Origin of the sequence: Dokdonia sp. 4H-3-7-5 (assembly GCF_000212355.1) — a bacterium.
GTDB lineage: Bacteria > Bacteroidota > Bacteroidia > Flavobacteriales > Flavobacteriaceae > Dokdonia.
In genome coordinates this window covers 2073170-2098175 of record NC_015496.1, presented here as the reverse complement: position 1 = coordinate 2098175, position 25006 = coordinate 2073170, and the positions used below count along the sequence as shown (strand labels likewise).

The window sequence follows — 25006 nt, the reverse complement described above, 5'->3', positions numbered from 1 at the left end:
ATCCAGCTTTTTTCCGCTTAATAGCGGTAAGTTATACGAGCCTTTGATAAATCGTAAGGACTCATTTCTAATTTTACTTTATCCCCAGGTAATAATTTGATATAGTGCATACGCATTTTACCTGAGATATGCGCTGTCACAACGTGACCGTTTTCTAACTCTACTCTAAACATTGCATTAGACAATGCTTCGATTATAGATCCATCTTGTTCTATTGCTGCTTGCTTTGCCATTATGCTACTGCTTTTCTGTTTTTACCTGATTTCATAAGACCATCGTAGTGCTTATTCAAAAGATAAGAATTTACTTGTTGCATAGTATCTATAGCTACACCAACCATAATTAATAGTGATGTACCTCCATAAAACAATGCCCATCCTTGTTGCATACCTAATACATTAACTGCTACTGCAGGAAATATAGCGATAAGAGCAAGAAACACAGAACCCGGAAGAGTAATCTGCGACATTATTCTATCTAAATATTCAGCAGTTTCAGATCCTGGACGTATGCCAGCTATAAAGCCACCACTACGTTTTAAATCATCAGCCATTTTATTAGTAGGCACCGTGATTGCTGTATAGAAATATGTAAAAACAATAATCAATAATGCAAACACAAGGTTGTACCAAAAACCAAAAATATTATTCCCGAAGTTGGTTTGTAACCAAGTTCCAGCAGTGGTATCTGCCAAGAAACTTGCACCACCTATCAACCCAGGAACAAACATAATTGCCTGCGCAAAGATAATAGGCATTACCCCAGAAGCGTTAAGTTTTAGTGGTAAAAATTGTCTACTACCAAAAACATTTTTTTCATAGGCTCCAGTCGCTGTTCTTCTTGCATATGAAACCGGCACTTGACGTACTGCCATAACAAGTAAAATACACAACAAGATTATCACAAACCAAATCACTAACTCTATGAGTATCATGATTAAACCACCGTTTGACTCAGTAACACGAGCTACCCATTCTTGTACAAATGATATAGGCATTGTTGCAATAATACCCACCATAATTAAAAGTGAAATACCATTACCGATACCTTTATCTGTAATCTTTTCACCTAACCACATAGCAAAAACACAACCTGTAACTAAAATAAATACAGATGATATATAGAATGTAGGTGTTAAACCCATTACAAAAGCACTAGAAGGAACTCCTAATGCAGGTAACGCAGCGAGATATCCTGGCGCCTGTAATAAACAGATTGCAATAGTTAACCATCTAGTTATTTGGTTGATTTTTCGTCGTCCACTTTCACCCTCCTTTTGTAGCTTCTGCAGATAAGGTATTGCTATTCCCATCAACTGCACTACAATAGAAGCAGATATATACGGCATAATCCCCAACGCAAAAACTGATGCATTAGAAAATGCACCACCTGTAAATGCAGCTAGAAGACCTAACAAACCTTGGTCCGTACTATCCTGAAGACCCCCAAGTTGTGAAGCATCTATACCAGGAAGTACTACTTGAGCACCAAAACGATATACGAGGAGAAGTGTGAGCGTAAGGAGTATTCTATTCCTTAGCTCATCAATCTTCCAGATATTCTTTATTGTATCTATAAATTTCATCCTCTTATATCGATTATAACGTTACAGCTTCACCGCCAGCAGCTTCAACAGCAGCCTTTGCAGTTGCAGTAAATTTATGTGCAGATACTTTAATTTTCGCTTTAAGCTCTCCTCTACCTAATATTTTCACTAGATCGTTTTTACCAACTAATCCAGCTTCCATAAGAGATTCTATGGATACTTCTTCTGTCAGGCGTCCAGCATCAACATACTCTTGTAGCGTATCAAGGTTTACACCCGCATACTCTTTTCTGTTGATATTTGTAAATCCAAATTTAGGAACACGACGTTGAAGTGGCATTTGCCCTCCTTCAAAACCAATTTTCTTACTGTATCCTGAACGAGACTTCTGTCCTTTGTGTCCACGACCAGCCGTACCACCTTGACCAGTTGCCTGACCACGACCTTTACGGCTATCGTTTTTCTTAACAGCTCCTTTTGCAGGCCTTAAGTTATTTAACTCCATCTGTTATTTATATTAAGCTTCCTCTACAGAAACTAAGTGACTAACTTTACTTACCATACCAAGGATGTTAGGTGTATTATCATGCACCTTTACCTGGCCTATTTTTCTCAATCCAAGAGATTCTAAGATTCTCTTTTGGTTTTGAGTGCGGTTTATTGCACTCTTAACCTTTGTTACTTTGATTTTTGCCATTGTCCTTGATTTATCCTTTAAACACTTTATCTAGTGTGATACCACGTTGCTTTGCAACAGTTTCAGCACTTCTTAACTTAAGTAAAGCATCAAAAGTTGCCTTTACTACGTTATGTGGGTTTGAAGATCCTTGATTCTTTGATAGTACATCATGTATACCAACTGACTCAAGTACTGCACGTATTGCACCACCCGCGATAACTCCAGTACCCGCTGCTGCAGGTAATAAAAGTACACGAGCTCCTCCAAATTTACCTTTCTGTTCGTGAGGTATAGTTGCTTTATTTAATGGAATACGAACTAAGTTTTTCTTAGCATCTTCCATAGCCTTTGCAATTGCAGAAGCTACTTCTTTAGACTTTCCTAAACCGTGACCTACTACTCCATTCTCATCACCTACTACAACAATAGCAGAAAATCCAAAAGCTCTACCTCCTTTAGTTACCTTAGTAACACGCTGTACACCAACTAAACGATCTTTAAGATCTAACCCAGATGGTTTTACTAACTCTACGTTTTTATAATCTTGATACATACTTCTTAGAATTTAAGACCGCCTTCTCTTGCGCCCTCTGCTAGTTGTTTAATTCTTCCGTGATATAAGTAACCACCTCTGTCAAATACTACAGCCTCTACTCCAGATTTTGTAGCTTTTTCAGCGATTGCCTTACCTACAAGCTTTGCAGTTTCAGTCTTACTTGATTTTGCAGCTGCGATATCTTTATCACGTGACGATGCTGCCATAATAGTTTTCCCCGTAAGGTCATCTACTAACTGAGCATAAATCTCTTTATTACTTCTAAACACACAGAGTCTTGGTCTCTCCGCAGATCCAGAAATAGTCTTACGAATTCTAAGATGAATTCTATTTCTTTTTTCACTTTTTGATAATGCCATTTCTCTATGTATTATGCAGATTTACCTGCTTTTCTTCTAATTATCTCTCCTACAAACTTGATACCTTTACCTTTATAAGGCTCTGGTCTACGAAAACCGCGTATTTTTGCAGCTACTTGCCCTACAAGTTGTTTATCATGTGAAGTAAGTTTAATAATAGGATTTTTTCCTTTATCAGAAACTGTTTCCACTTTTACTTCTGGAGCGATATCCAAAACTATATTGTGAGAAAATCCTACGGCAAGATCAAGCTTATTACCTTGGTTACTTGCTCTATAACCTACACCTACAAGTTCTAATTTCTTTTCAAAACCTTTAGATACACCTTCAATCATGTTTGCAATCAAAGACCTGTATAGTCCGTGCTTTGCACGAACATCCTTCTTATCTGAGTCACGCTCAAGAGTAATAGTTCCGTCTTCGATTTTAATATCTATACCAGAGTACTCTTGCGTAAGCTCGCCTAATTTTCCTTTTACCGTTACAATACCGTCTGCTACGTTTACCGTAACACCATCTGGAACTGTAATTGGGCTTCTACCTATTCTTGACATCTTGTTGTCTTTTTATCTGATTAGTAAACGTAACAAAGTACCTCTCCTCCAACATTGTGTTGAGCCGCTTGCTTACCTGTCATAACTCCTTTAGAAGTTGAAACAATAGCAATTCCCAGTCCATTCAATATACGAGGTATCTCTGTTGATGAAGAATATTTACGTAAACCAGGCTTACTTATTCTTTGTATATCCTTAATAACAGCTTCTTTAGTAATACGATCATACTTCAAGGCAATCTTGATAGTATCCTGCGCCTTACCTTCTTCAAACTTGTAGCTAAGAATGTACCCTTGGTCAAATAAGATTTTAGTCATCGCCTTCTTAAGGTTTGATGCTGGAATCTCGACCACTCTGTGATTTGCTGCCGATGCGTTACGCACACGTGTCAGGAAATCTGCAATAGTATCTGTATTCATTTAATTATAGTTACGGTAGTGGTTTTCTCTAGTCTCGCTTTCGCGAAAGCATAAAAAGAACCTTCTACCAATTTATACTCTTTGTATTACCAGCTCGCTTTCTTAACTCCTGGTATTAATCCTTGGTTTGCCATTTGACGGAACATCACACGTGATAATCCGAACTGACGCATATAACCCTTAGGACGACCTGTAAGTTTGCAACGATTGTGCTGACGTATAGGTGAAGCGTTCTTAGGTAACTTTTGCAATCCTTCGTAATCTCCAGCTTCTTTTAAAGCCTTACGTTTCTCAGCATATTTTGCAACTGTTTTAGCACGCTTTACCTCACGGGCTTTCATTGATTCTTTAGCCATATCTTAATTCTTTTTAAAAGGTAAACCTAGTTCTGCAAGTAATGATTTTGCCTCCTTATCAGTTTGAGCAGAAGTTTGAAAAGTGATGTTCATACCATCTATTTTCTTGATTCTATCAATATTGATTTCAGGAAAGATAATCTGCTCTGTAACTCCCATACTGTAGTTACCACGACCATCAAAACCAGTAGCATTGATTCCGTTAAAGTCACGTACACGTGGTAGTGCAGAAGTAACAAGTCTATCTAAAAACTCATACATACGTTCTCCACGTAAAGTAACTTTGGCACCAATAGGCATTCCTTTACGTAATTTAAATGTCGCAACATCCTTCTTAGACATTGTCGAGATAGCTCTCTGTCCTGTGATAAGCGTAAGCTCCTCAACAGCATTTTCTACAAGCTTCTTATCTGCAACCGCAGCTCCAACACCACGAGATACTACAATCTTATTAAGACGAGGTACCTGCATAATATTTTTGTAACCAAACTCTTCTTGAAGGGCTGGCGTTACGCGGTCTTTAAACTCTTGTTTTAGTCTTGGTACGTATCCCATCACTATAATATTTCGTTGTTAGACTTTGCAAAGCGTACCTTCTTATCTCCTTCCATACGGTAACCTACTCTCGTAGTCTTACCATCCTTATCCATCAAAGATAAGTTAGAAATTTGAAGTGGCGCTTCTTTTTCTTTAATTCCACCTTGAGGATTTGCGGCGCTTGGCTTTTCGTGCTTCTTCACCATGTTAACACCCTCAACGATTGCTTTGTTCTTCTCGATAAATACTTTTACGACTTTACCTTCAGACCCTTTATGATCTCCAGCAATAACCTTAACTGTATCTCCCGTTTTTATTTTAAGCTTTGTCATCTTATTGTCTGTATTAAAGCACCTCTGGTGCTAATGATACAATCTTCATAAACTGTTTGTCACGAAGCTCTCTTGCTACTGGTCCAAATACACGAGTACCGCGCATCTCACCTTGAGCATTTAAAAGAACACAAGCATTATCATCAAAACGGATATATGATCCATCTGGACGACGTACTTCTTTCTTAGTACGTACAACTACTGCTGTAGATACGGCACCTTTTTTAATTTGACCGTTAGGTGTAGCATCTTTTACAGACACTACAATCTTATCTCCTACAGAAGCATATCTTCTCTTAGTACCTCCTAATACACGGATAGTCAAAACTTCTTTTGCTCCGGTATTATCTGCTACTTTTAATCTTGATTCTTGCTGTAACATTACTTCGCTCTTTCAATGATTTCTACTAGTCTCCAAGTCTTTGATTTACTCATAGGACGTGTTTCCATGATCCTAACTGTATCTCCTTCGTTGCAGTCGTTTGTTTCGTCGTGTGCTACATACTTCTTCGTCTTTAAAACGAATTTACCATACATAGGGTGCTTTACTTTTTTAACTTCGGCAACAACGATAGACTTTTGCATCTTGTTACTAGTTACTACACCGACACGCTCTTTTCTTAAATTTCTTTTTTCCATCTTAAGCAGCGTTATTGTTCTCTTTTAGTTAATTCAGTTGCAATTCTAGCGACTGTACGTCTCATAGAACGCAGTTGAATAGGATTGTCAAGTGGAGAGATAGCGTGCGCCATCTTAAGATCCATGTAAGATCTTTTTGCTTTTCCAAGCTCTTCTTGCAATTCTGCTACAGATAATCCTTTTACCTCTGATTGTTTCATAGTACTATAATTTATTCAGCTGAAAAATCTCTAGCTACGACATACTTAGTTCTTACTGGAAGTTTTTGAGCTGCAAGACGTAACGCCTCTTTTGCTACTGGTTCTGGAACCCCTCCTAATTCGAACATAATGCGTCCTGGTTTTACAACTGCTGCCCAATATTCTACAGCACCTTTACCTTTACCCATACGTACCTCTAAAGGCTTCTTAGTAATAGGCTTATCTGGGAAGATCTTAATCCAAAGAGTTCCCTCTCTTTTCATGTAACGTGTTGCTGCTATACGAGCTGCTTCTATTTGTCTCGCAGTTACAAAAGATGAATCGAGTGATTTTATACCGAACTGACCGTTAGAAAGCAAATGCCCTCTATTAGCTAGTCCTTTCATACGACCCTTCTGCTGCTTGCGGAATTTTGTTTTTCTAGGCTGTAACATTTTTTACTGTCTTTTTAAAAATTACTTTCTACGACGTGGCCCACGGTTGTCCTTACGACCTCCACCACCTTTTCCAGACTTGCTATTCTGCAGCCCTACTAAAGGAGAAAGTTCTCTCTTGCCATATACTTCACCTTTCATAATCCATACTTTAATACCCAATCTACCATAAGTAGTGTGAGCTTCAACTAAAGCATAATCTATGTCGGCTCTAAAAGTAGATAAAGGAATACGTCCATCTTTATACGACTCCGAACGTGCCATTTCAGCACCATTCAAACGTCCAGAAATTTGGATTTTAATACCCTCTGCATTCATACGCATCGCTGCTGCGATTGCCATTTTTATTGCACGACGGAAAGAAATTCTTCCTTCAATCTGACGAGCAACACTTTGACCTACCAGAAATGCATCAAGCTCTGGACGTTTAATCTCGTGGATATTAATTTGTACTTCTTTACCTGTGAGTTTCTTAAGCTCTTCTTTCAACTTGTCTACTTCCTGACCACCTTTCCCGATAATAATACCAGGTCTTGCAGTAGTAATAGTAACGGTTACAAGTTTAAGCGTACGCTCAATTATAACTCTAGACACACTAGCTTTGCTTAAACGAGCGTGAATATAACGTCTAATCTTATCGTCTTCGGCAAGTTTATCACCGTAGTCATTACCTCCGTACCAGTTAGATTCCCATCCTCTGATTATTCCAAGGCGATTTCCGATTGGATTTGTCTTCTGTCCCATCTAATTAATTGCTTTGTGTGTTATCTTTTGCTCCAAGAATCACTGTTACGTGATTAGAACGTTTTCTAATTCTGTGCGCGCGACCTTGTGGTGCTGGACGTAGTCTTTTCAACATTGTTCCAGAATCAACTTTGATCTCTTTAATAAAAAGATTAGCATCTTCGATACTAGCATCTTCATTCTTAGCTTCCCAGTTTGCAACTGCAGAAAGAACAAGTTTCTCAACTTTACGTGACGCTTCTTTATTACTAAATTTCAACAACTGAAGTGCTCTCTCCACTTGCGTACCTCGTACCATATCTGCTACAAGACGCATTTTACGCGGAGAGGTAGGGCAGTTATTCAATTTCGCGAAAGCGATAGACTTATTAGCCTCTTTGCGACGATTAGCCGCTTCTTTTTTACGAACTCCCATCTCCTGTTATCTTTTACCTTTATTTTTCTTATCAGCTCCGTGCCCTCTGTAAGAGCGCGTAGGTGAAAATTCTCCTAGCTTATGCCCTACCATGTTCTCAGTAACATATACTGGTACAAACTGGCGACCATTATGTACTGCAATAGTTTGCCCCACAAAATCTGGAGTAATCATAGAAGCTCTAGACCAAGTCTTGATGACAGTCTTTTTATCGCCTTCCACGTTTGCAGCAACTTTCTTTTCTAACTTATAGTGAACGTAAGGTCCTTTTTTTAATGAACGTGCCATATCTTATTATTTCTTTCTACGTTCTACAATATACTTATTACTCGACTTCGTCTTAGAACGCGTTCTGTAACCTTTAGCAGGTACACCATTACGGTTTCTAGGGTGACCTCCAGAAGATTTACCTTCTCCACCTCCCATTGGGTGATCGACAGGGTTCATAACTACTGGACGTACACGTGGACGACGACCTAACCAACGACTTCTACCAGCTTTACCAGATACAAGTAACTGGTGATCACTATTAGATACAGCACCTATTGTTGCCATACACGTTGATAAGATTAATCTTGTCTCTCCAGAAGGAAGTTTTACCGTAGCAAACTTACCATCACGAGCCATTAACTGAGCAAATGAACCAGCCGAACGCGCCATAACAGCACCTTGACCTGGACGTAACTCAATACAAGATATTATAGTTCCCAAAGGAATCGCCGAAAGCGGCATAGCATTACCAATCTCAGGAGCTACGCTTGCACCAGAAACTAAGTTCTGACCAACTTGCAAACCATTCTGAGCGATAATATAACGCTTCTCACCATCTTGATAATCAAGAAGAGCAATAAACGCCGTTCTATTTGGATCATATTGGATTGACGCAACAGTTGCAGGAACTCCTTCTTTGTTACGTTTAAAATCGATAATACGGTAACGTTTTTTGTGACCTCCACCAACTTGGCGTATGGTCATCTTACCCGTATTATTTCTACCTCCTGAGCGTTTTTTCGGAGCCAATAGGCTTTTTTCCGGCTTATCAGTCGTAATCTGGTCGAAACCATTTACAACTCTAAATCGCTGCCCTGGAGTGATAGGTTTTAATTTTCTTACTGACATTTTGTTGTCTTAAATGTTGTTATAAAAATCTATTGTATCACCTTCCGCCAGCTGTACAATTGCTTTTTTAATAGCATTTGTTTTACCAGTAAGAACACCAGACTTCGTATGACGAGACTTGCGATCCGGGCGGACATTCATTGTGCGAACTTTTTCAACTGAAACACCATAAGCAGCTTCTACCGCTTTCTTAATTTCAACCTTATTTGTTCTCATACTCACTTCAAAAGTAAAACGATTCATTTCCTCGCTATCTTTTGTTGCTTTTTCTGTAATAACAGGCTTTATTAAAATACTCATCGTGTCTTATTTTGCTAAATTTGCTTCAACACCTTCTAAAGACCCCTCTAAGAACACAACGTTGTTTGCATTCATTATTCCGTAAGTGCTTAATTCTGAGCTTTTTACGACTTTAGCGGTCTTTAAATTGCGCGACGACAAATATACGTTATTATTTGACTCTCCCAACACTATAAGTGACTTTTTATTCTCTAACCCTAAGGCTTTCAAAACATTCACAAAATCTTTCGTTTTTGGAGCGTCTAGATTAAAATCTTCTATTACAGTGATTGCGTTATCGTTAGCCTTAATTGTAAGTGCCGAACGACGTGCAAGTCTCTTCAATCCTTTGTTTAATTTGAAAGAGTAATTTCTAGGTCTTGGTCCGAACATACGTCCTCCCCCTCTAAAAACACCAGACTTGATACTACCCGCACGGGCTGTACCAGTTCCTTTTTGTTTCTTGATCTTACGAGTAGAACCCGCAATCTCTGCTCTTTCTTTAGACTTGTGCGTTCCTTGACGTTGGTTTGCAAGAAATTGCTTAACATCTAAATACACAGCATGCTTGTTTGGTTCAATTCCAAAAACAGCATCAGAAAGGTCTGCCTTTCTCCCTGTTTCTTTTCCTTTGATATCTACAACTGCTATCTTCATTACTTCTGAATGATTACATAAGCATTTTTGTGACCAGGAACACATCCCTTCACTACAAGTAGATTCTTTTCAGCAACTACTTTCAATACTTTAAGATTTTGAACTTTTATTTTGTCACCACCCATACGACCTGCCATACGCATTCCTTTGAATACACGTGCAGGGTAAGATGCTGCCCCAATTGAACCTGGCGCTCTAAGACGGTTATGTTGACCGTGAGTAGCTTGTCCAACACCACGGAAACCGTGACGCTTTACAACTCCTTGAAAACCTTTACCTTTTGAAGTTCCCGATACATCGACAAATTCTCCTTCAGCAAAATGATCTACAGTAATTGCATCTCCTAATTTAAACTCTCCTTCAAATCCTTGAAATTCGACAACTTTACGCTTAGCAACAGTTCCTGCTTTTTTGGCATGGCCAGCAGCAGCTTTGTTTGCCTTCTTAGCGTCATCGAAACCAAGTTGAAGGGCTTCATACCCGTCAGCTTCTTTGGTTCTGACTTGGGTGATAACGCAGGGACCTGCTTCGATAACGGTACATGGAATGTTTTTTCCATTCTCGTCAAAGATGCTAGTCATACCTACTTTCTTTCCGATTAACCCAGACATAATTATAAATATTTGTTATTAAAAATTCTATTCTAAATAAAACAAGGCCGAACACGTTCGACCTTGAATGTGTGTTTCCGTTTTTCCCTCGCACGCAGCTCAGGACAAATTAGTGTGGTAATTAATACGCTTTCGCGAAAGCGTAAAAACCTATCACACCTTAATTTCTACCTCTACTCCAGATGGTAACTCTAATTTCATCAAGGCATCAATAGTCTTTGATGAAGAAGAATAGATATCAAGCAAACGCTTGTAAGAGCTAAGCTCAAACTGCTCACGTGATTTCTTGTTTACGTGTGGAGAACGTAATACAGTAAAAATTTTCTTATGTGTTGGAAGAGGAATAGGCCCTGTTACTACAGCTCCTGTTGTCTTCACAGTTCTTACAATTTTCTCAGCACTTTTATCTACTAAGTTGTGATCGTAAGATTTTAGTTTAATTCTAATTTTTTGACTCATTTCCTTAGTAATTAATCGTTTGTACCTTTAGATGCTGCAATAACTTCTGCTGCAATATTTGCAGGAGTTTCCTCGTAGTGAGAAAATTCCATAGTAGAAGTTGCACGTCCAGATGATAGCGTACGTAAAGTTGTTACATAACCAAACATCTCAGAAAGTGGCACTGTTGCCTTGATAGTCTTTGCACCAGCACGGTCACCCATACTTGCCATTTGACCACGACGACGGTTCAAATCTCCTACAATATCACCCATGTTCTCTTCTGGTGTAATCACCTCAAGCTTCATGATAGGCTCCATAATAACAGCTTTGGCAGCTTTTGCAGAGTTTTTGAATCCAAGCTTAGCAGCAAGCTCAAAAGAAAGTTGATCAGAATCCACATCGTGGTAAGATCCATCTCTCAATGTTACTTTAATTGCATCTACTTCATAACCAGCAAGAGGTCCGTTTACCATTGCCATTTTGAATCCTTTCTCAATAGACGGAATAAATTCCTTAGGAACGTTACCACCCTTAATTACTGATTCAAATTGCAATCCTACAACACCTTCGTCTGCAGGCTCAATTGTAAATACGATGTCAGCAAATTTACCACGTCCACCAGATTGCTTTTTGTAAGTTTCTCTGTGTTCTGCAGCTCTTGTAATTGCTTCCTTATACTCAACTTGTGGTTGACCTTGGTTAACCTCTACTTTAAATTCTCTTCTTAAACGGTCTACAATTACATCTAAGTGAAGCTCACCCATTCCTGATATAATAGTTTGACCTGAAGCCTCGTCTGAACGCACTGTAAACGTAGGATCTTCTTCAGCAAGTTTTGCTAAGCCCATTCCTAATTTATCTACATCTGCCTTAGTCTTAGGCTCAACCGCGATACCGATTACCGGATCTGGGAAGTCCATAGATTCTAAAACAATAGGGTGCTTCTCATCAGAAAGTGTATCTCCAGTCTTAATAGACTTAAAACCTACAGCTGCTCCAATATCTCCAGCTTCTATATAATCAATTGCATTTTGCTTGTTAGCGTGCATTTGATATATACGTGAGATACGTTCTTTTTTACCAGAACGATTGTTTAATACATAAGATCCAGCATCTAAACGGCCTGAGTACGCCCTAAAAAATGCAAGACGCCCTACAAAAGGATCTGTTGCAATTTTAAATGCAAGTGCAGCAAAAGGCTCCTTTACATCTGGCTTACGTAATTCTTCTTTTTCTGTATCTGGGTTTACACCTACGATACCTTCCTTATCCATAGGAGAAGGTAAGTAACGACAGACAGCATCAAGAAGGAATTGAACTCCTTTATTCTTAAATGCAGATCCACAGATCATAGGAATGATAGACATATCCATCACAGCAGCACGAAGCGCAGCGTGCACTTCATCTTCTGTAATTGAATCCTCATCTTCCATATATTTTTCTAGCAAGTTTTCATCATACGCAGCAACTTCTTCAATAAGTTTACCACGAAGCATTCTTGCTTCTTCTTTTAAGTTTTCTGGAATATCAACAACATCAAATGTTGCCCCCATTCCTTCTTCATGCCAAACAATAGCACGGTTCTTAACAAGATCGACAATTCCTTTAAAATCTTCTTCGTCACCTATGTTAAGAACGATAGGCACAGCATTTGAACCTAACATTTCCTTAACCTGAGTACAAACCTCTAAGAAGTTTGAACCTTGACGGTCCATTTTATTTACAAAACCGATACGTGGCACTTTGTAATTATCTGCAAGTCTCCAGTTAGTTTCTGATTGTGGCTCAACACCATCAACAGCACTAAACAAAAACACTAAACCATCAAGTACACGTAAAGAACGATTCACCTCTACAGTAAAATCAACGTGACCAGGAGTATCTATAATATTAAAGTGGTAGTCCTTAGTATCAGGAAGCGTTTGCGCGTTCTCCATTGGAAACTTCCAAGTACAAGTAGTAGCAGCAGAGGTAATTGTAATACCACGCTCCTGCTCTTGCTCCATCCAGTCCATTGTTGCAGCACCATCATGCACTTCACCAATCTTGTGACTTACACCTGTATAATAAAGGATACGCTCTGTAGTCGTAGTTTTTCCAGCATCAATGTGAGCTGCAATACCTATATTTCTAGTAAATTTTAAGTCTCTAGCCATTTCTTAGAATCTAAAGTGTGAGAATGCTTTGTTTGCTTCTGCCATCTTGTGTGTATCAACACGCTTCTTTACAGCAGCACCTTCCTCCTTTGCAGCAGCAAGAATTTCTGCTGCAAGTTTTGCAGCCATTGATTTCTCATTTCTCTTACGAGAAAAACTAATTAACCACTTCATAGCCGTCGAGATCTTACGATCTGGGCGGATTTGGTTTGGGATCTGATATGTTGCCCCTCCTACACGACGACTACGTACTTCTACGTGTGGCATCACATTAGATAAAGCATCTTTCCACAATTCAAGAGCAGTTTTCTCTTCGTTTGTGTTTTTTTCTTCTACGATATCAATTGCATCATAAAAAACTTTGAATGCAGTAGACTTCTTACCGCTCCACATCATCATGTTAACGAAACGAGTCACTAACTGATCGTTAAATTTCGGATCTGGAAGAATTGGTCTCTTCTTGGCCTGTTTTTTTCTCATTACTTCTTCTTAAAGTGTTGTTGATTTACTTCTTAGGGCGTTTTGCACCGTACTTAGATCTTGATTGCGTTCTTCCTGCAACACCAGCGGTGTCTAAGGCTCCACGTACAATGTGATATCTAACTCCTGGCAAATCTTTTACCCTTCCACCTCTTACCAATACTATCGAGTGCTCTTGTAAATTGTGTCCTTCACCACCGATGTATGCATTCACCTCTTTACCATTTGTTAAACGAACACGCGCAACTTTACGCATAGCCGAGTTTGGTTTTTTAGGTGTAGTCGTGTAAACACGAGTACATACGCCACGTCGTTGTGGGCACGATTCAAGGGCAGCAGATTTACTCTTCTTGGTAATCTTGGTTCTTCCTTTACGTACTAATTGTGAAATTGTTGGCATAATTTCTTTCTACCTAATTGTTAATTTTCTTAATCTACCCAAATTTAGGGTTTGCAAAAGTAAGAATAATTTACTAACCATCAAACCCCCTTTCATTAAAATTTAGAAAAAGTTCTGAATACCAAAAAACTAACATACTTTCGTAATTCTAAATTCGTTTAAAAACAACACTAAAGAAACTACTTGAAACTACTCTCTATACTTTTAATTATTTTCTTTGTCAGACAACATATGTCTGCACAGAAAAGTGACGTGAATATTCATTTAGAAATCAAAACTAGCATTCCATCAGAATCTGTCATTCTAAACAATACAAACTATAAGACTACATTTAAAGACAGACAGTCCGCACTTGATGAACTCGAAAACCTAAACGACCAACTTCGTAATTTGGGACACATAAACAGTAGATACACGTTAACCACCCAGAATGATAACTTATATAATGCGACATTCATTTTAGAAAAACCCTACCCTTTCATTACATTGAAGGTAAAAGATGAGGGCAAGTTATATAGCCATATAAAGCAAACTGGTTATGAAATTAAAAATGACAGCATATATATAGAGACCGCTTTCGCGAAAGCGTATTTAAAAGAGTTGAGCTCCATAGCCTCAAGCAGCGGAAACCCTTTTGCAACTTTCCAAATATCAAACATCTCAAAAACAAAGGACCATAATCTTAAAGGAGTACTTAACTATAGCTTTAAAGAAACTAGACGCATTGACAAAATCAGAATTAACGGTTACCGTAATATTTCTAAAAGCTTTTTAAGACATAATATAAAACTAAAAGAAGGGGCTATATTCAATAGTGAAAAAATCAACAAACAAAGCAACGCTATATCTTTACTTCCATTTGTTAACCAAACAAAACCACCAGAAGCTCTGTTCAATATCGACAGCACAACCGTCTACCTTTATTTAAAACGGGAAAATGCAAATAAATTTGATGGGTTTATAGGGTTTGCAAACGATGAAGCCAAATCACTCCGTTTTAATGGGTATCTGGACCTACTATTAATCAACAACTTCAATTATGGAGAAACTTTCACTCTAAATTATAAAGCAGATGGCCGGGATCAATCACAACTCTACATAAACGCCAACCTTCCCTATCTATTTAAAACACCCATAGGAATAGGGGCATCTCTCAATCTTTTTAGAAAAGACAGTACGTTTTCTACAACTCAACAAAACTTAGATTTAGTTTACCAACTCAACCAGAAAAATACACTAACTATAGGATACGAATCTGAACAATCCGAAAACTTAGATGACGACACTATAACTTCATTAGCAAGCCCAAAAGATTATGCGTCAAACAAAATTTCTTCATCGTTCGCACATCAAGAACTATCGTCAGATTTATTTTTTCCTATAAAAAGACAACTATACGCCAAAGCTTCGTACGGAAATAGAAAAACTACTAGAAACTCAAACACGCAAACTTCTTTAACAGCTATTATAGAAAATACTTTCACTCTAAGCAACTCTCACTCCATATTTGCCAAAAACACCACACGATATTTAATCTCTAACAATTTCTTAACTAACGAGCTTTATCGTTTTGGAGGAATTTTAACACTAAGAGGATTTGAGGAAAATAGTCTACTGGCAAATTTTTATAACACTCTAAATACCGAGTACCGATATAAGCTCAACAAAAATATCTATGTCAACACCATAATTGACATAGGTTATCTAGAAAATAAATTAGCCGAATCAAAACAAAGACTGTACGGATTTGGCTTAGGTACTGGCATTCAGACGAAAGCAGGTTTGCTCAAATTGAATATTGCAAACGGCCTATTTGATAATCAACGACTTAAGTTTTCAGACACAAAACTTCATATTATATTGGAGATAAATTTTTAGAAAAACGATAAAACAATAGTTGACATTTATGCAATAGAACAGACTAATCAAAGCTTATTAGGTTAAAATTTAAGTGCTGATTTCATAAACCTACGTTAACGATAAGTTAAAGTTAATTTATCTTAATTCTTTTAACAAAAAAGGTTGTGATCTAAATAATCTTATTACAGATTTTTGCTAGAAATAAACAAATTTTTTTATGAAAACACTTTTACAAAAAGTACTTGTTCTTTGTACTATTTTAAGTGCCTCCGCCCTGTTTGCACAGGGTCGTATCATTACGGGTACGGTAACTGAGGCTAATGGACCACTTCCAGGTGCGACAGTGGTAATCAAAGGTACCTCTACAGGTACTCAAACGGATTTTGACGGAAACTTTTCTATTGAAGCAGCATCTAGTGATGTTCTTTCTTTTAGTTACGTTGGATTTAAAACTTTAGACATTCAAGTTGGTAATCAAAACTCGATCAACGCTACACTTGAAGCCGATAACTCTCTAGCGGAGGTTGTTATTACTGGTTACGGAAGTCGTTCAAGAGATTTATCTACAGCAGCTACAACAACAGTAAGTGCTGGATCAATTGAAGATTTTGTACCATCTACGAGTGTAGATAACATTCTTCAAGGTAAAGCTGCCGGAGTACAGGTAACCGCTGCAAATGGACGACCAGGTCAAACTGCATTTGTTCAGATTCGTGGTGTCGGTTCTATAAACGCCGCAACAACTCCTTTATATGTAATTGACGGAGCGCCAATTGAGGCTGATTTCGTGAATAACATTAACCCTAACGATATAGAAACGCTAACTATACTTAAGGATGCTGCGACGGTATCTAAATATGGTTCAAGAGGTGCTAACGGGGTTATCTTAATCACAACAAAAAGAGGTAGAAGCAAAGACGCTAAGTTTGTTTTTAGATCTTCTATTGGAACTAGTGAGAGAATTGCCGATCCATTTGATCTAATGAATGCTAGTCAAAAACTAGAGCTTGAAAGACAATATGCAGAACTTGGTGTACCTCAGGCTTTAGGACTTCCAGGAGCTACAGCAACACCAGAACAGTTAGCTACATTTATCGAAAATGACACGAATTGGGAAGATGCATTATTAAGAAAAGGTTATATTCAATCTAATTCCCTAGCTATATCTGGGGCTGATGAAAAAATCAACTATTTCTTATCGCTAGGTTACGACAAAAACACAGGTATCATTGATCGTATTGATGGTTTTGAAAGAATTTCTGCTCGTCTTAATACAACATATCAAGCTAGAGAATGGCTATCTGTAGGTACAAACATATCTGCATCTAGAAGCACAACAGATTTACCAAGGGATCGTAACAATGTTCAAAACCCTTTTAGATCAATGTATGACTACAACCCTTATGAAACTCTCTTCTTAAGAGATGGAAACAACGAGGTTGTAACAAATGCAGATGGTGAACCAGTCTTTAACCCTACAACCTCTGGTTTCCCTATTGCTCAAGCACTACAAACAGAGCCGGAAACTAACACAAACTTTTTACTTGTAGGTAATATCTTTGCCGATATAAAGTTTTCTGACAAATTCTCTAATAGATTTGCAGTAGGTACAACTACTAACAGAGGCCGTACTGTTGCTAGATCAATTGCTGGAGGAACACTAGATCCAATCGTTGGTGATGTAAATTTCCCTGGTACTCAAAGAGAATCTATGAATGTAGATTTTCAATATAACGTAAGTAATGTTTTTGGATACAAAGATACATTTGGAGAAAAGCATAATATTAGTGCCGATTTTCTTTTAGAATACAATGAAAGAATTTTCACTCGCACAAATGTTTCTGGTAGAGGATTTCCAACTCCAGACATTCCTTTCTTAGATGTAGCAGCAGATTTTACTACTGGTGGATCTACAGAAGTACGTAATAGTTTATTCTCACAAGGACTTTTCGTTGATTATGATTATGATGGTAAATATCTTGTTTCTGCTTCGGTAAGAAATGATGGATCATCTCGTTTTGGCCCTGAAAATCAAAATGCCATTTTCTACAGTGGAAGTGCAGCATGGAACATTGCTAGGGAAGATTTTATGGAAGGCAGTATTTTTAACGACCTAAAACTTAGAGCTTCTTATGGTAGTTCAGGTAACCAAAATATAGGCAATAATCAGTTTGTTAACCTTATTGGCTTTGGAACGTACAACGGAAACAGTTCTGCAGTACCAGGAGGCATTGCAAATCCAAATATTAAATGGGAACAACAATTCCTTGCAGATATTGGAGTTGAATTCGGTTTATTTAACAACCGTATAAGTGGTGTTGTAGATTACTATGTTAAAACATCTGAAGACTTATTATTAAACAGACCTATCTCAGGACTTGTAGGAGACGGAAACAATGGAATTTTATCTAATATTGGTAAAATTGAAAACTCAGGACTTGAACTTGCTTTAAATTTTGATGCCATTAAAACTGAAGACTGGAGAGTTTCTTTAGGAGGTAATGTTGCTTTCCTTGATAACGAAGTTAAAGAACTTGTAGATGGAGAAGACATCAACAATGGGAATACAATATTACGTGTAGGCGAGGAAATCAACACTTTCTTTTTAGTTGAGTATGCTGGAGTTAATCCTGCAAATGGTGAGCCGCTTTATCTTACTGCTGATGGAGATGTAACAAATCAATACAGTGCAGATTTTGCTAAGACATTAGAAGGTAAGTCACCACTTGCAAACATTGAAGGTGGATTTTATGGAAATATTCGTTACAAAGGTTTTGGTTTACGTGGTGATTTCGTATTCAAAGCTGGAAACTACATACAAAACTTCCAAAGATCTGCAGGTGTAAGCATCGCTAATATTGACGCTAACCAAAGAGTAGAGGCATTTAATTACTGGCAACAACCAGGAGATCAAAATGTTCTTCCAAACCCTCTATATCAAGCAACAGCTGATCAGACTTCTACAAGATTTTTAGAAAAAGGTGATTATGTGAGACTAAGAACGTTAACTCTTTCTTATGATATCCCTAGCCAACTTCTTGACAAAACAGGACTTTCTTCTGTAAGAATTTATGGAACTGGACAAAACTTACTAACGTTCACTGACTATGAAGGAGATCCAGAAATCGGTATTGGTTCTGCTGAAAATAGCGCACCTGGTAACGCTGGATTCGTTGCTGGACAGTTTTCTCTTTTTAGCTACCCACAAACTAAGTCACTTACATTTGGTGTTGACATCGGATTTTAAAATAAAATAAAATATGAAAACAATAAAAACGATACTTACAATTTTCATCATGACTCTAGGACTTACGTCTTGTGATGATGAATTAGATATCGCACCCTTTACTCAAGGAGATGCAGATACTTTTTACAATAGTGTAAATAATTTTGAGATTGCTCTTAATGGAATGTATAGTTCATTCTTTGGGTACTATTCAAATGGATCTGGAGTTCAAGGACTTCCAGACATTCTTTCGGATAACGCAATTATAGCTAGAACTGGAAGAGGATCAAATCAAGTTTATTCTGACTTCACTTACGGAGCAAATAATGGTGGTTACATCACAAACGTTTTCAACGGTGCATATACTACTATTCGTAGAGCAAACTTGATGATTACTCAAATTGAGAATATTGATGGAGAGGCTGAAAGAGATAATATTCTTGGACAAGCCCTAGCTGGTAGAGCTTTTGCTCACCTAGACCTTGTGCGTACTTATGGTAAAATACCTACTCAAAGTGCAGATGCAAATGCATCACTTGGTATTACTTACATAAAAGAACCTGTAGATGCTTTAAGTCAATTAGCCAGAGAAACAGTAGGAAGTAACTATGAAAATATAATTACAGACCTTACTGATGCACTAGCTCTTATTGATGACGAAAACCAAACTGGAGCATTCACTAAAAACTCTGTTCGCGGAATGTTAAGTCGTGTTTATTTATACACTGGGGCTTATCAAAATGTTATTGACATTGTTGATGACATCACAGCACCTTTGGCTACTAGAGCTGAACTTCCAGGTGTTTATTTAGATGAAAATGATGCAGGTCTTCTTGTAGAGTTTGCTGTGAACACAGGTTCTGAAAGTGGTTTTAATAACGTAGGTGTTATCTATAGCCAAACTATATCTGGATCTACAGTATCTGAATACGTTGTTGATTTTGGTCTTTTTAACGACCTTGACATAACAGATGTGCGTAGAAATATTATTACATTCACTGCCTCAAATGAAGGAAATACATACAACGGTATAAATAAATTTATTGGAGAAACTGGTCAAGTAAACGGTCGCGTTGATATTAAAGCATTGAGAGTAGCAGAAGCTATTTTAAACAAAGCTGAGGCTCAATTTGAATTAGGTTTTGAAGGTGATGCTCTTGAAACATTGGATGAACTAAGAGCTCAACGATTCTCGCCTTTCACAATTGGAACAGAGACTGGACAAGATCTTGAAGATGCTATCCAATTAAATAGAAGAATTGAACTTGCTTTTGAAGGTCACCGTTTTTACGATCTTAAGAGACGTGGTGAAGCTATTGAAAGAGGTACTTTTGGAGATTTATCTGATGGATCTGGTACTCCTCACACAACTCAAACTATCGAAGCTGGAAACTTTAGATTCCAGTTACCAATTCCTCAAGATGAGATCAATGTAAATCCAAATTACACTCAAAACGAGGGTTACTAATCTTAAAACATATTTATAATGAATAAATTAAAATATATCGCAGCTAGTTTACTAGTAGGATTTATGACTCTTACTTCATGTGAGGACGCAGAAATTCCTCAAGTGGACACAGAAAACGGTAGAGCAATAGCTGGCTTTAACGGAGCTATTTCTAATCCTAAAATAGTTTTTGACCCTTCTCAAAATTTTGAGAACACTATCACAGTTGGAGTTTCAACAGTATCAAATGTAGATAGAGCTGTAGTGCTTAGTCTTAATGAAGACGACACTACCCTTCCTTCATCTTTTTATGAGATAAGCACACTCAATCCTGTAATTGCTGCTGGTTCATTTACAACAGACATTACAATTACTACTATCGGTACTTCTGATTTACCAAGTACATCTGACATTATCGCTTTAGATCTTGTATCTGTAGAGGCGTCAGAGATACTTACTGAGAGCGAGGATCGTCTTAATATATCTCTTACTATTCAGTGTCCTTCGGTAGAAACTGATAATATCCCTGGTACTTATACTATAATCGAGGATGGTTTTGGAACTACTGTTGGCGATAATACATTTGAACTTATCGCTGGACCTGGTGCAAATGAATACACTATGGTTAACCCATTTGATCACCCAAATCCAAACGATGGAGGTGCACAAAGTTATAATGTGATTATAGAGATAGATCCAAGTTCAGGAGTTTCAAGAATTGCACGTCAAGACGCATGGCACTGTGATAACTTTGGCTGCGGATTTGGTCAAGGTAGAGTCGATGGAACAGGTATTGCACTTACTTGTATTAACCAAATTCAATTCTCAGGTCTTCGACATACTGTTGATGCAGGAAGTTTTGGATCATTTGCTTTTATCATTGAAAAACAATAATTTGATTTAATAAAATCTAATTATCTTAAAAAGGCTATCTAAATATTTAGATAGCCTTTTTTTATTTTTTGGAAATCGCTTTCGCGAAAGCGAAACATTAATTAATTAGTTCTAAGAACAACATATAATTTTCTACATACTTCCTTCTAACATCGTATATAAAGGTATTAAACATTTGAAATTCTAAATTCTCAAAACGACTTTCAACAAGTCGAAATTGAGCTATCAAAGTTCAAGAAAGTTTCAGATCGACTTGTTAAACAAATCTTATAATTAAATATTGACTTGTTAAATTTTAAGAAACATAAGTCTTCATTAAGAACTACTTAACACTTCAATATGTTAAACAAGATTTATAATTATTGCGTTTTTGTTAAGGCATTCCCAATTTCGTTAAAAGCGTATTAATTAGGTTTCTTTATGACTTTATTTGGAACGGCTAATTCAAATAATTTATAAAAATGAAAACAAAGTTTAGTGGAATTTTAACGCTATTACTAGCGTTTGTAGTGCAAGTTTCGTTTGCACAATTAACAGTGACTGGAACGGTGAAAGACGACACCGGCGTACCACTTCCAGGAGCAAATGTTCTTTTGAAAGGAACTAACACAGGTACACAAACAGATTTTGACGGTAATTACTCAATTGAAGCAGAACAAGGACAATCTCTTGTTTTTACTTATGTAGGTTTTACTGACCAAACTATATTGGTAGGTACTTCTTCTACTATTAATGTGACACTAGCTGCAGGAGATGCTCTTGATGAGGTTGTGATTACTGCCTTAGGTATTTCTAGAGAAAAGAAATCCTTAGGGTATTCTACTCAAGAAGTGTCTGGTGAGGAAATTGCTGAAACTAGAAATCCAAATGCACTTAACTCAATCTCGGGTAAAGTAGCGGGTGTACAAATTTCTAATGCTACGGGTAACCTTGGAGGCTCAACACGAGTAGTAATTCGTGGAGCATCATCTATTACAGGTGAAAACAGACCACTTATTGTAGTGGATGGTATCCCATTAGATAATAGTAATTATAACTCTTCAACTACCCAATCTGGTGGAGGTGGTAGAGATTATGGTGACGCTGGATTTGATATTAATCCGGATGATATTGCTACAATGAATGTACTAAAAGGTGGACCAGCTGCCGCTCTCTATGGATCTCGTGCTCTTAACGGTGTGATTCTTATAACAACGAAGTCAGGAAAAAAAGGAAGAGCAGAGGTAACAGTAAACTCTGGAATTACTTTTGAAACGGTAAACATCCTTCCTAAAATCCAAAAATTATACGGTGGTGGCGCTGGAGATGCTAGTACTATAGGTCAAGCCGGATTCAATCAAGCGACTATTAATGGTACTACGTATGACGTAGTAGATTATGGAACTGATGAATCTTGGGGACCTCGATTTGAAGGGCAACAAGTATTACACTGGGATGCGTTTGACCCTGAATTTGAAGATGATTTTCTTCAAACTCGTGCATGGTCTGCTCCTAAAAACAATGTAGATTCATTCTGGAACACTGGAGTATCTTATAACAATGGAGTTTCATTCTCACAAGGAACAGATAAATCAACAATGCGTTTGAGTGCTAACAATACTAGAACTGATGGTATTGTTCCAAATTCTAACTTGAGAAAAAACTCTATTAATTTTAATGCCACTAGTCAGATATCTGATAAATTAAAAGTTGAAGCTATTGTGAACCTAACCGTTACAGAAGGATTCAACAGACCCGCTTCTGGTTATACTGGTGCGGGTGTTGTACAGCAGTTATATCAATTTGGACAGACTTCTCTTGACTACGGTCGCCTAAGAGATTACAAACTAGCTGACGGTTCTCAAAGACCTTGGAATAGAATTTCTGCTACAAACGGAAATCCAAGATATTCAGACAATCCATACTGGACATTATTTGAAAACACTGCAAATGACAAACGTACTCGCTGGTACGGAAATGTAGGAGCAACTTATAATATCACTGATGACTTATATGTTGTAGGGAAAGTATATGCAGACACGTATGATTTTAGAATCAATGAACGTGTAGCTGTTGGTTCTCAAGGTATTGCAAGTTATTCAGAATCTGATCGTGACTTTGAAGAAATTAATTATGAAACCAGAGTTCACTTCGACAAGAAATTTCTAGACAATAAAATAAGTCTCAACTCTTTTGCTGGTGTTAATAGAAGAGATGCAGAATTTCACAGACTTTCTGCTGCAACCTCTGGAGGTCTCGTTGTACCAGGACTTTACAACATAAGCAACTCTACAGATCCTGCACAAGTAACAGAATTTGATTCTAGAAAACGTGTAAATAGTGTCTTTGGATCTGTTTCTTTAGGGTATGATGATTTTGCATATTTGACGTTTACAGGTAGAAATGATTGGTCATCATCATTAGCAGAAGATAACCTATCATTCTTTTATCCAAGTATCAACGGTAGTTTTGTATTTTCTAAATTTATAGAAGCAGATTGGCTTTCTTTTGGTAAGATTCGTGGAGGTTATGCCGAGGTTGGTAGTGATTCAGATCCTTACACATTAGCAACAACATTTGGTGCATCAATCCCTTTCTTAGGAGATGTCCCTTTTAGCACTTCCAATACTAGCCAAAACCCAAATCTTGAACCAGAATTCAAAAACAGTTATGAGGTTGGTTTAGAAATGGCATTTCTACAAAATAGAATAAGTATAGATTTAACTTACTATAATGAAGAAACAACAAATCTAATTACCCCAGTTTCAACAACCGCCGCAACGGGGTATACTGCTACTCTAACAAATGGAGGTACATTACGAAATAGAGGTATAGAAGCATTATTAAATGCAACTATTATTGAAAAAGAAGATTTTTCTTGGGACACCACTTTTAACTTTTCTAAAAACAACAATGAACTGATAGAGCTATTGGATGGAATTGAATCTCTTCAAATTGCACGTTTCCCTTTTAACTCTGTTACATTAAACGCAGTTGTAGGCGAATCATATGGTATTATAAAAGGAACAAATTTCGTGTTTGATGCTCAAGGCAACAAAGTAGTAAACTCAAACGGTAGCTTTGCTGAAACTAGAGATCAAGAAAACTTAGGATCTATTTTACCAGACTTTAATTTAGGTATTAGAAATACTTTCCGTTACAAAAATCTCAGCTTAGGATTTCTAATTGATATACAAGAGGGAGGAAAGTACAGATCCCTTACAAATATTTGGGGTAACTACTCTGGAATTCTAGAACAAACAGCTACAGATAATAAACGTGAAGTGGGAACTGTTTTAGAAGGAGTAACAGGAACAGTAACCTATGATGAAAACGGGAATTATAGTGTTACAGACACCGCTGAAAATACACAAGTGATCTCTGCTCAACAAGAGGGTACTGATTACTTCTTTGGACCAGATGCAGCAAACGTTTTTGATGCAGATTATATTAAATTAAGAGAAGTATCTCTAAGCTATAGAGTACCTACTGATTGGATTAAAAATCTTGGAGTATCTGACGTCATGGTTTCAGCATTTGGTAGAAATTTAGGTGTTTGGGGATTAGACAATGATAATTTTGATCCAGAAGTGGCTACATCAGGTAGTGGTAACATTCAAGGTTCTGAAGGAGGATCTCTTCCATCAACAAAGAGCTACGGTTTTAACGTACAATTAAAATTTTAAA

31 protein-coding genes are annotated in these 25006 nt (G+C 37.4%); 5 read left to right on the top strand and 26 right to left on the bottom strand.

Going from position 1 to position 25006, the window contains the following annotated elements; translation table 11 throughout:
• Window positions 1–17: 17 nt before the first annotated feature.
• The 26 genes from infA to rpsL form a co-directional block, all read right to left on the bottom strand.
• Window positions 18–233, bottom strand: coding sequence for a translation initiation factor IF-1 (gene infA, locus KRODI_RS09270; protein WP_013751343.1), 216 nt, complete (start codon window positions 231–233; stop codon window positions 18–20).
• The gene (gene secY, locus KRODI_RS09265; RefSeq protein WP_013751342.1) at window positions 233–1585 is read right to left on the bottom strand and encodes a preprotein translocase subunit SecY; all 1353 of its coding nucleotides are present in this window, start codon (window positions 1583–1585) and stop codon (window positions 233–235) included. The genes infA and secY overlap by 1 nt, the downstream gene beginning before the upstream one ends.
• A gap of 13 nt (window positions 1586–1598) precedes the next feature.
• Window positions 1599–2051, bottom strand: a complete 453-nt coding sequence (gene rplO / locus KRODI_RS09260; RefSeq protein WP_013751341.1) for a 50S ribosomal protein L15 — start codon at window positions 2049–2051, stop codon at window positions 1599–1601.
• A 12-nt stretch (window positions 2052–2063) separates the two neighbouring features.
• Window positions 2064–2243 (bottom strand): 50S ribosomal protein L30, encoded by a 180-nt coding sequence (rpmD, locus tag KRODI_RS09255; RefSeq protein ID WP_013751340.1) that lies wholly within the window; start codon window positions 2241–2243, stop codon window positions 2064–2066.
• A 10-nt stretch (window positions 2244–2253) separates the two neighbouring features.
• Complete coding sequence (gene rpsE / locus KRODI_RS09250; RefSeq protein WP_013751339.1) at window positions 2254–2778, bottom strand: 30S ribosomal protein S5; 525 nt, start codon at window positions 2776–2778, stop codon at window positions 2254–2256.
• Between the two features lie 5 nt (window positions 2779–2783).
• Window positions 2784–3140, bottom strand: coding sequence for a 50S ribosomal protein L18 (gene rplR, locus KRODI_RS09245; protein WP_013751338.1), 357 nt, complete (start codon window positions 3138–3140; stop codon window positions 2784–2786).
• Window positions 3141–3151: 11 nt separating this feature from the next.
• Window positions 3152–3694: a 50S ribosomal protein L6 gene (rplF, locus tag KRODI_RS09240; RefSeq protein ID WP_013751337.1), complete on the bottom strand. Its 543-nt coding sequence runs from the start codon at window positions 3692–3694 to the stop codon at window positions 3152–3154.
• Between the two features lie 20 nt (window positions 3695–3714).
• On the bottom strand, window positions 3715–4113 hold the full coding sequence (gene rpsH / locus KRODI_RS09235) for a 30S ribosomal protein S8 (protein WP_013751336.1): 399 nt from the start codon (window positions 4111–4113) through the stop codon (window positions 3715–3717).
• 86 nt (window positions 4114–4199) lie between these two features.
• Window positions 4200–4469 (bottom strand): 30S ribosomal protein S14, encoded by a 270-nt coding sequence (rpsN, locus tag KRODI_RS09230; protein ID WP_013751335.1) that lies wholly within the window; start codon window positions 4467–4469, stop codon window positions 4200–4202.
• 3 nt (window positions 4470–4472) lie between these two features.
• Window positions 4473–5024, bottom strand: a complete 552-nt coding sequence (gene rplE / locus KRODI_RS09225; RefSeq protein WP_013751334.1) for a 50S ribosomal protein L5 — start codon at window positions 5022–5024, stop codon at window positions 4473–4475.
• Between the two features lie 2 nt (window positions 5025–5026).
• Window positions 5027–5338, bottom strand: a complete 312-nt coding sequence (rplX, locus tag KRODI_RS09220) for a 50S ribosomal protein L24 (RefSeq protein ID WP_013751333.1) — start codon at window positions 5336–5338, stop codon at window positions 5027–5029.
• A 13-nt stretch (window positions 5339–5351) separates the two neighbouring features.
• Window positions 5352–5720: a 50S ribosomal protein L14 gene (gene rplN, locus KRODI_RS09215; RefSeq protein WP_013751332.1), complete on the bottom strand. Its 369-nt coding sequence runs from the start codon at window positions 5718–5720 to the stop codon at window positions 5352–5354.
• Entirely contained in the window at window positions 5720–5977 is a 258-nt protein-coding gene (gene rpsQ, locus KRODI_RS09210; RefSeq protein WP_013751331.1) for a 30S ribosomal protein S17, read from the bottom strand. The genes rplN and rpsQ overlap by 1 nt, the downstream gene beginning before the upstream one ends.
• A gap of 11 nt (window positions 5978–5988) precedes the next feature.
• Complete coding sequence (rpmC, locus tag KRODI_RS09205) at window positions 5989–6177, bottom strand: 50S ribosomal protein L29 (protein ID WP_013751330.1); 189 nt, start codon at window positions 6175–6177, stop codon at window positions 5989–5991.
• Between the two features lie 11 nt (window positions 6178–6188).
• The gene (gene rplP / locus KRODI_RS09200) at window positions 6189–6611 is read right to left on the bottom strand and encodes a 50S ribosomal protein L16 (protein WP_013751329.1); all 423 of its coding nucleotides are present in this window, start codon (window positions 6609–6611) and stop codon (window positions 6189–6191) included.
• 21 nt (window positions 6612–6632) lie between these two features.
• Window positions 6633–7355, bottom strand: coding sequence for a 30S ribosomal protein S3 (gene rpsC / locus KRODI_RS09195; RefSeq protein ID WP_013751328.1), 723 nt, complete (start codon window positions 7353–7355; stop codon window positions 6633–6635).
• Between the two features lie 4 nt (window positions 7356–7359).
• Window positions 7360–7770 (bottom strand): 50S ribosomal protein L22, encoded by a 411-nt coding sequence (gene rplV, locus KRODI_RS09190; protein ID WP_013751327.1) that lies wholly within the window; start codon window positions 7768–7770, stop codon window positions 7360–7362.
• Between the two features lie 6 nt (window positions 7771–7776).
• Window positions 7777–8058: a 30S ribosomal protein S19 gene (rpsS, locus tag KRODI_RS09185; protein WP_013751326.1), complete on the bottom strand. Its 282-nt coding sequence runs from the start codon at window positions 8056–8058 to the stop codon at window positions 7777–7779.
• A 6-nt stretch (window positions 8059–8064) separates the two neighbouring features.
• The gene (gene rplB, locus KRODI_RS09180; RefSeq protein WP_013751325.1) at window positions 8065–8889 is read right to left on the bottom strand and encodes a 50S ribosomal protein L2; all 825 of its coding nucleotides are present in this window, start codon (window positions 8887–8889) and stop codon (window positions 8065–8067) included.
• Between the two features lie 9 nt (window positions 8890–8898).
• Window positions 8899–9189 carry a 50S ribosomal protein L23 gene (rplW, locus tag KRODI_RS09175; protein WP_013751324.1) on the bottom strand — a complete coding sequence of 97 codons (291 nt, stop codon included), beginning with the start codon at window positions 9187–9189 and terminating at the stop codon, window positions 8899–8901.
• A gap of 6 nt (window positions 9190–9195) precedes the next feature.
• The gene (rplD, locus tag KRODI_RS09170) at window positions 9196–9825 is read right to left on the bottom strand and encodes a 50S ribosomal protein L4 (RefSeq protein ID WP_013751323.1); all 630 of its coding nucleotides are present in this window, start codon (window positions 9823–9825) and stop codon (window positions 9196–9198) included.
• A complete protein-coding gene (gene rplC / locus KRODI_RS09165; protein WP_013751322.1) occupies window positions 9825–10436 on the bottom strand; it encodes a 50S ribosomal protein L3 in 612 nt (203 codons plus the stop codon). The genes rplD and rplC overlap by 1 nt, the downstream gene beginning before the upstream one ends.
• A gap of 153 nt (window positions 10437–10589) precedes the next feature.
• Entirely contained in the window at window positions 10590–10895 is a 306-nt protein-coding gene (gene rpsJ, locus KRODI_RS09160; protein ID WP_013751321.1) for a 30S ribosomal protein S10, read from the bottom strand.
• A gap of 11 nt (window positions 10896–10906) precedes the next feature.
• The gene (fusA, locus tag KRODI_RS09155) at window positions 10907–13033 is read right to left on the bottom strand and encodes an elongation factor G (protein ID WP_013751320.1); all 2127 of its coding nucleotides are present in this window, start codon (window positions 13031–13033) and stop codon (window positions 10907–10909) included.
• Between the two features lie 3 nt (window positions 13034–13036).
• The gene (rpsG, locus tag KRODI_RS09150; protein WP_013751319.1) at window positions 13037–13513 is read right to left on the bottom strand and encodes a 30S ribosomal protein S7; all 477 of its coding nucleotides are present in this window, start codon (window positions 13511–13513) and stop codon (window positions 13037–13039) included.
• A gap of 25 nt (window positions 13514–13538) precedes the next feature.
• Window positions 13539–13913 carry a 30S ribosomal protein S12 gene (rpsL, locus tag KRODI_RS09145; RefSeq protein WP_013751318.1) on the bottom strand — a complete coding sequence of 125 codons (375 nt, stop codon included), beginning with the start codon at window positions 13911–13913 and terminating at the stop codon, window positions 13539–13541.
• 231 nt (window positions 13914–14144) lie between these two features.
• On the opposite strand from rpsL, the gene KRODI_RS09140 reads away from it, so the two are divergent.
• The 5 genes from KRODI_RS09140 to KRODI_RS09120 all read left to right on the top strand — a co-directional run bounded on the left by KRODI_RS09140 (window position 14145) and on the right by KRODI_RS09120 (window position 25005).
• Window positions 14145–15791, top strand: a complete 1647-nt coding sequence (locus KRODI_RS09140) for a POTRA domain-containing protein (RefSeq protein ID WP_013751317.1) — start codon at window positions 14145–14147, stop codon at window positions 15789–15791.
• Window positions 15792–15990: 199 nt separating this feature from the next.
• Entirely contained in the window at window positions 15991–19020 is a 3030-nt protein-coding gene (locus KRODI_RS09135; protein ID WP_013751316.1) for a SusC/RagA family TonB-linked outer membrane protein, read from the top strand.
• Window positions 19021–19033: 13 nt separating this feature from the next.
• Window positions 19034–20467 carry a RagB/SusD family nutrient uptake outer membrane protein gene (locus KRODI_RS09130; protein ID WP_013751315.1) on the top strand — a complete coding sequence of 478 codons (1434 nt, stop codon included), beginning with the start codon at window positions 19034–19036 and terminating at the stop codon, window positions 20465–20467.
• Between the two features lie 18 nt (window positions 20468–20485).
• The gene (locus tag KRODI_RS09125; RefSeq protein WP_013751314.1) at window positions 20486–21340 is read left to right on the top strand and encodes a hypothetical protein; all 855 of its coding nucleotides are present in this window, start codon (window positions 20486–20488) and stop codon (window positions 21338–21340) included.
• A gap of 461 nt (window positions 21341–21801) precedes the next feature.
• The gene (locus tag KRODI_RS09120; protein ID WP_013751313.1) at window positions 21802–25005 is read left to right on the top strand and encodes a SusC/RagA family TonB-linked outer membrane protein; all 3204 of its coding nucleotides are present in this window, start codon (window positions 21802–21804) and stop codon (window positions 25003–25005) included.
• Window position 25006: the final 1 nt, after the last annotated feature.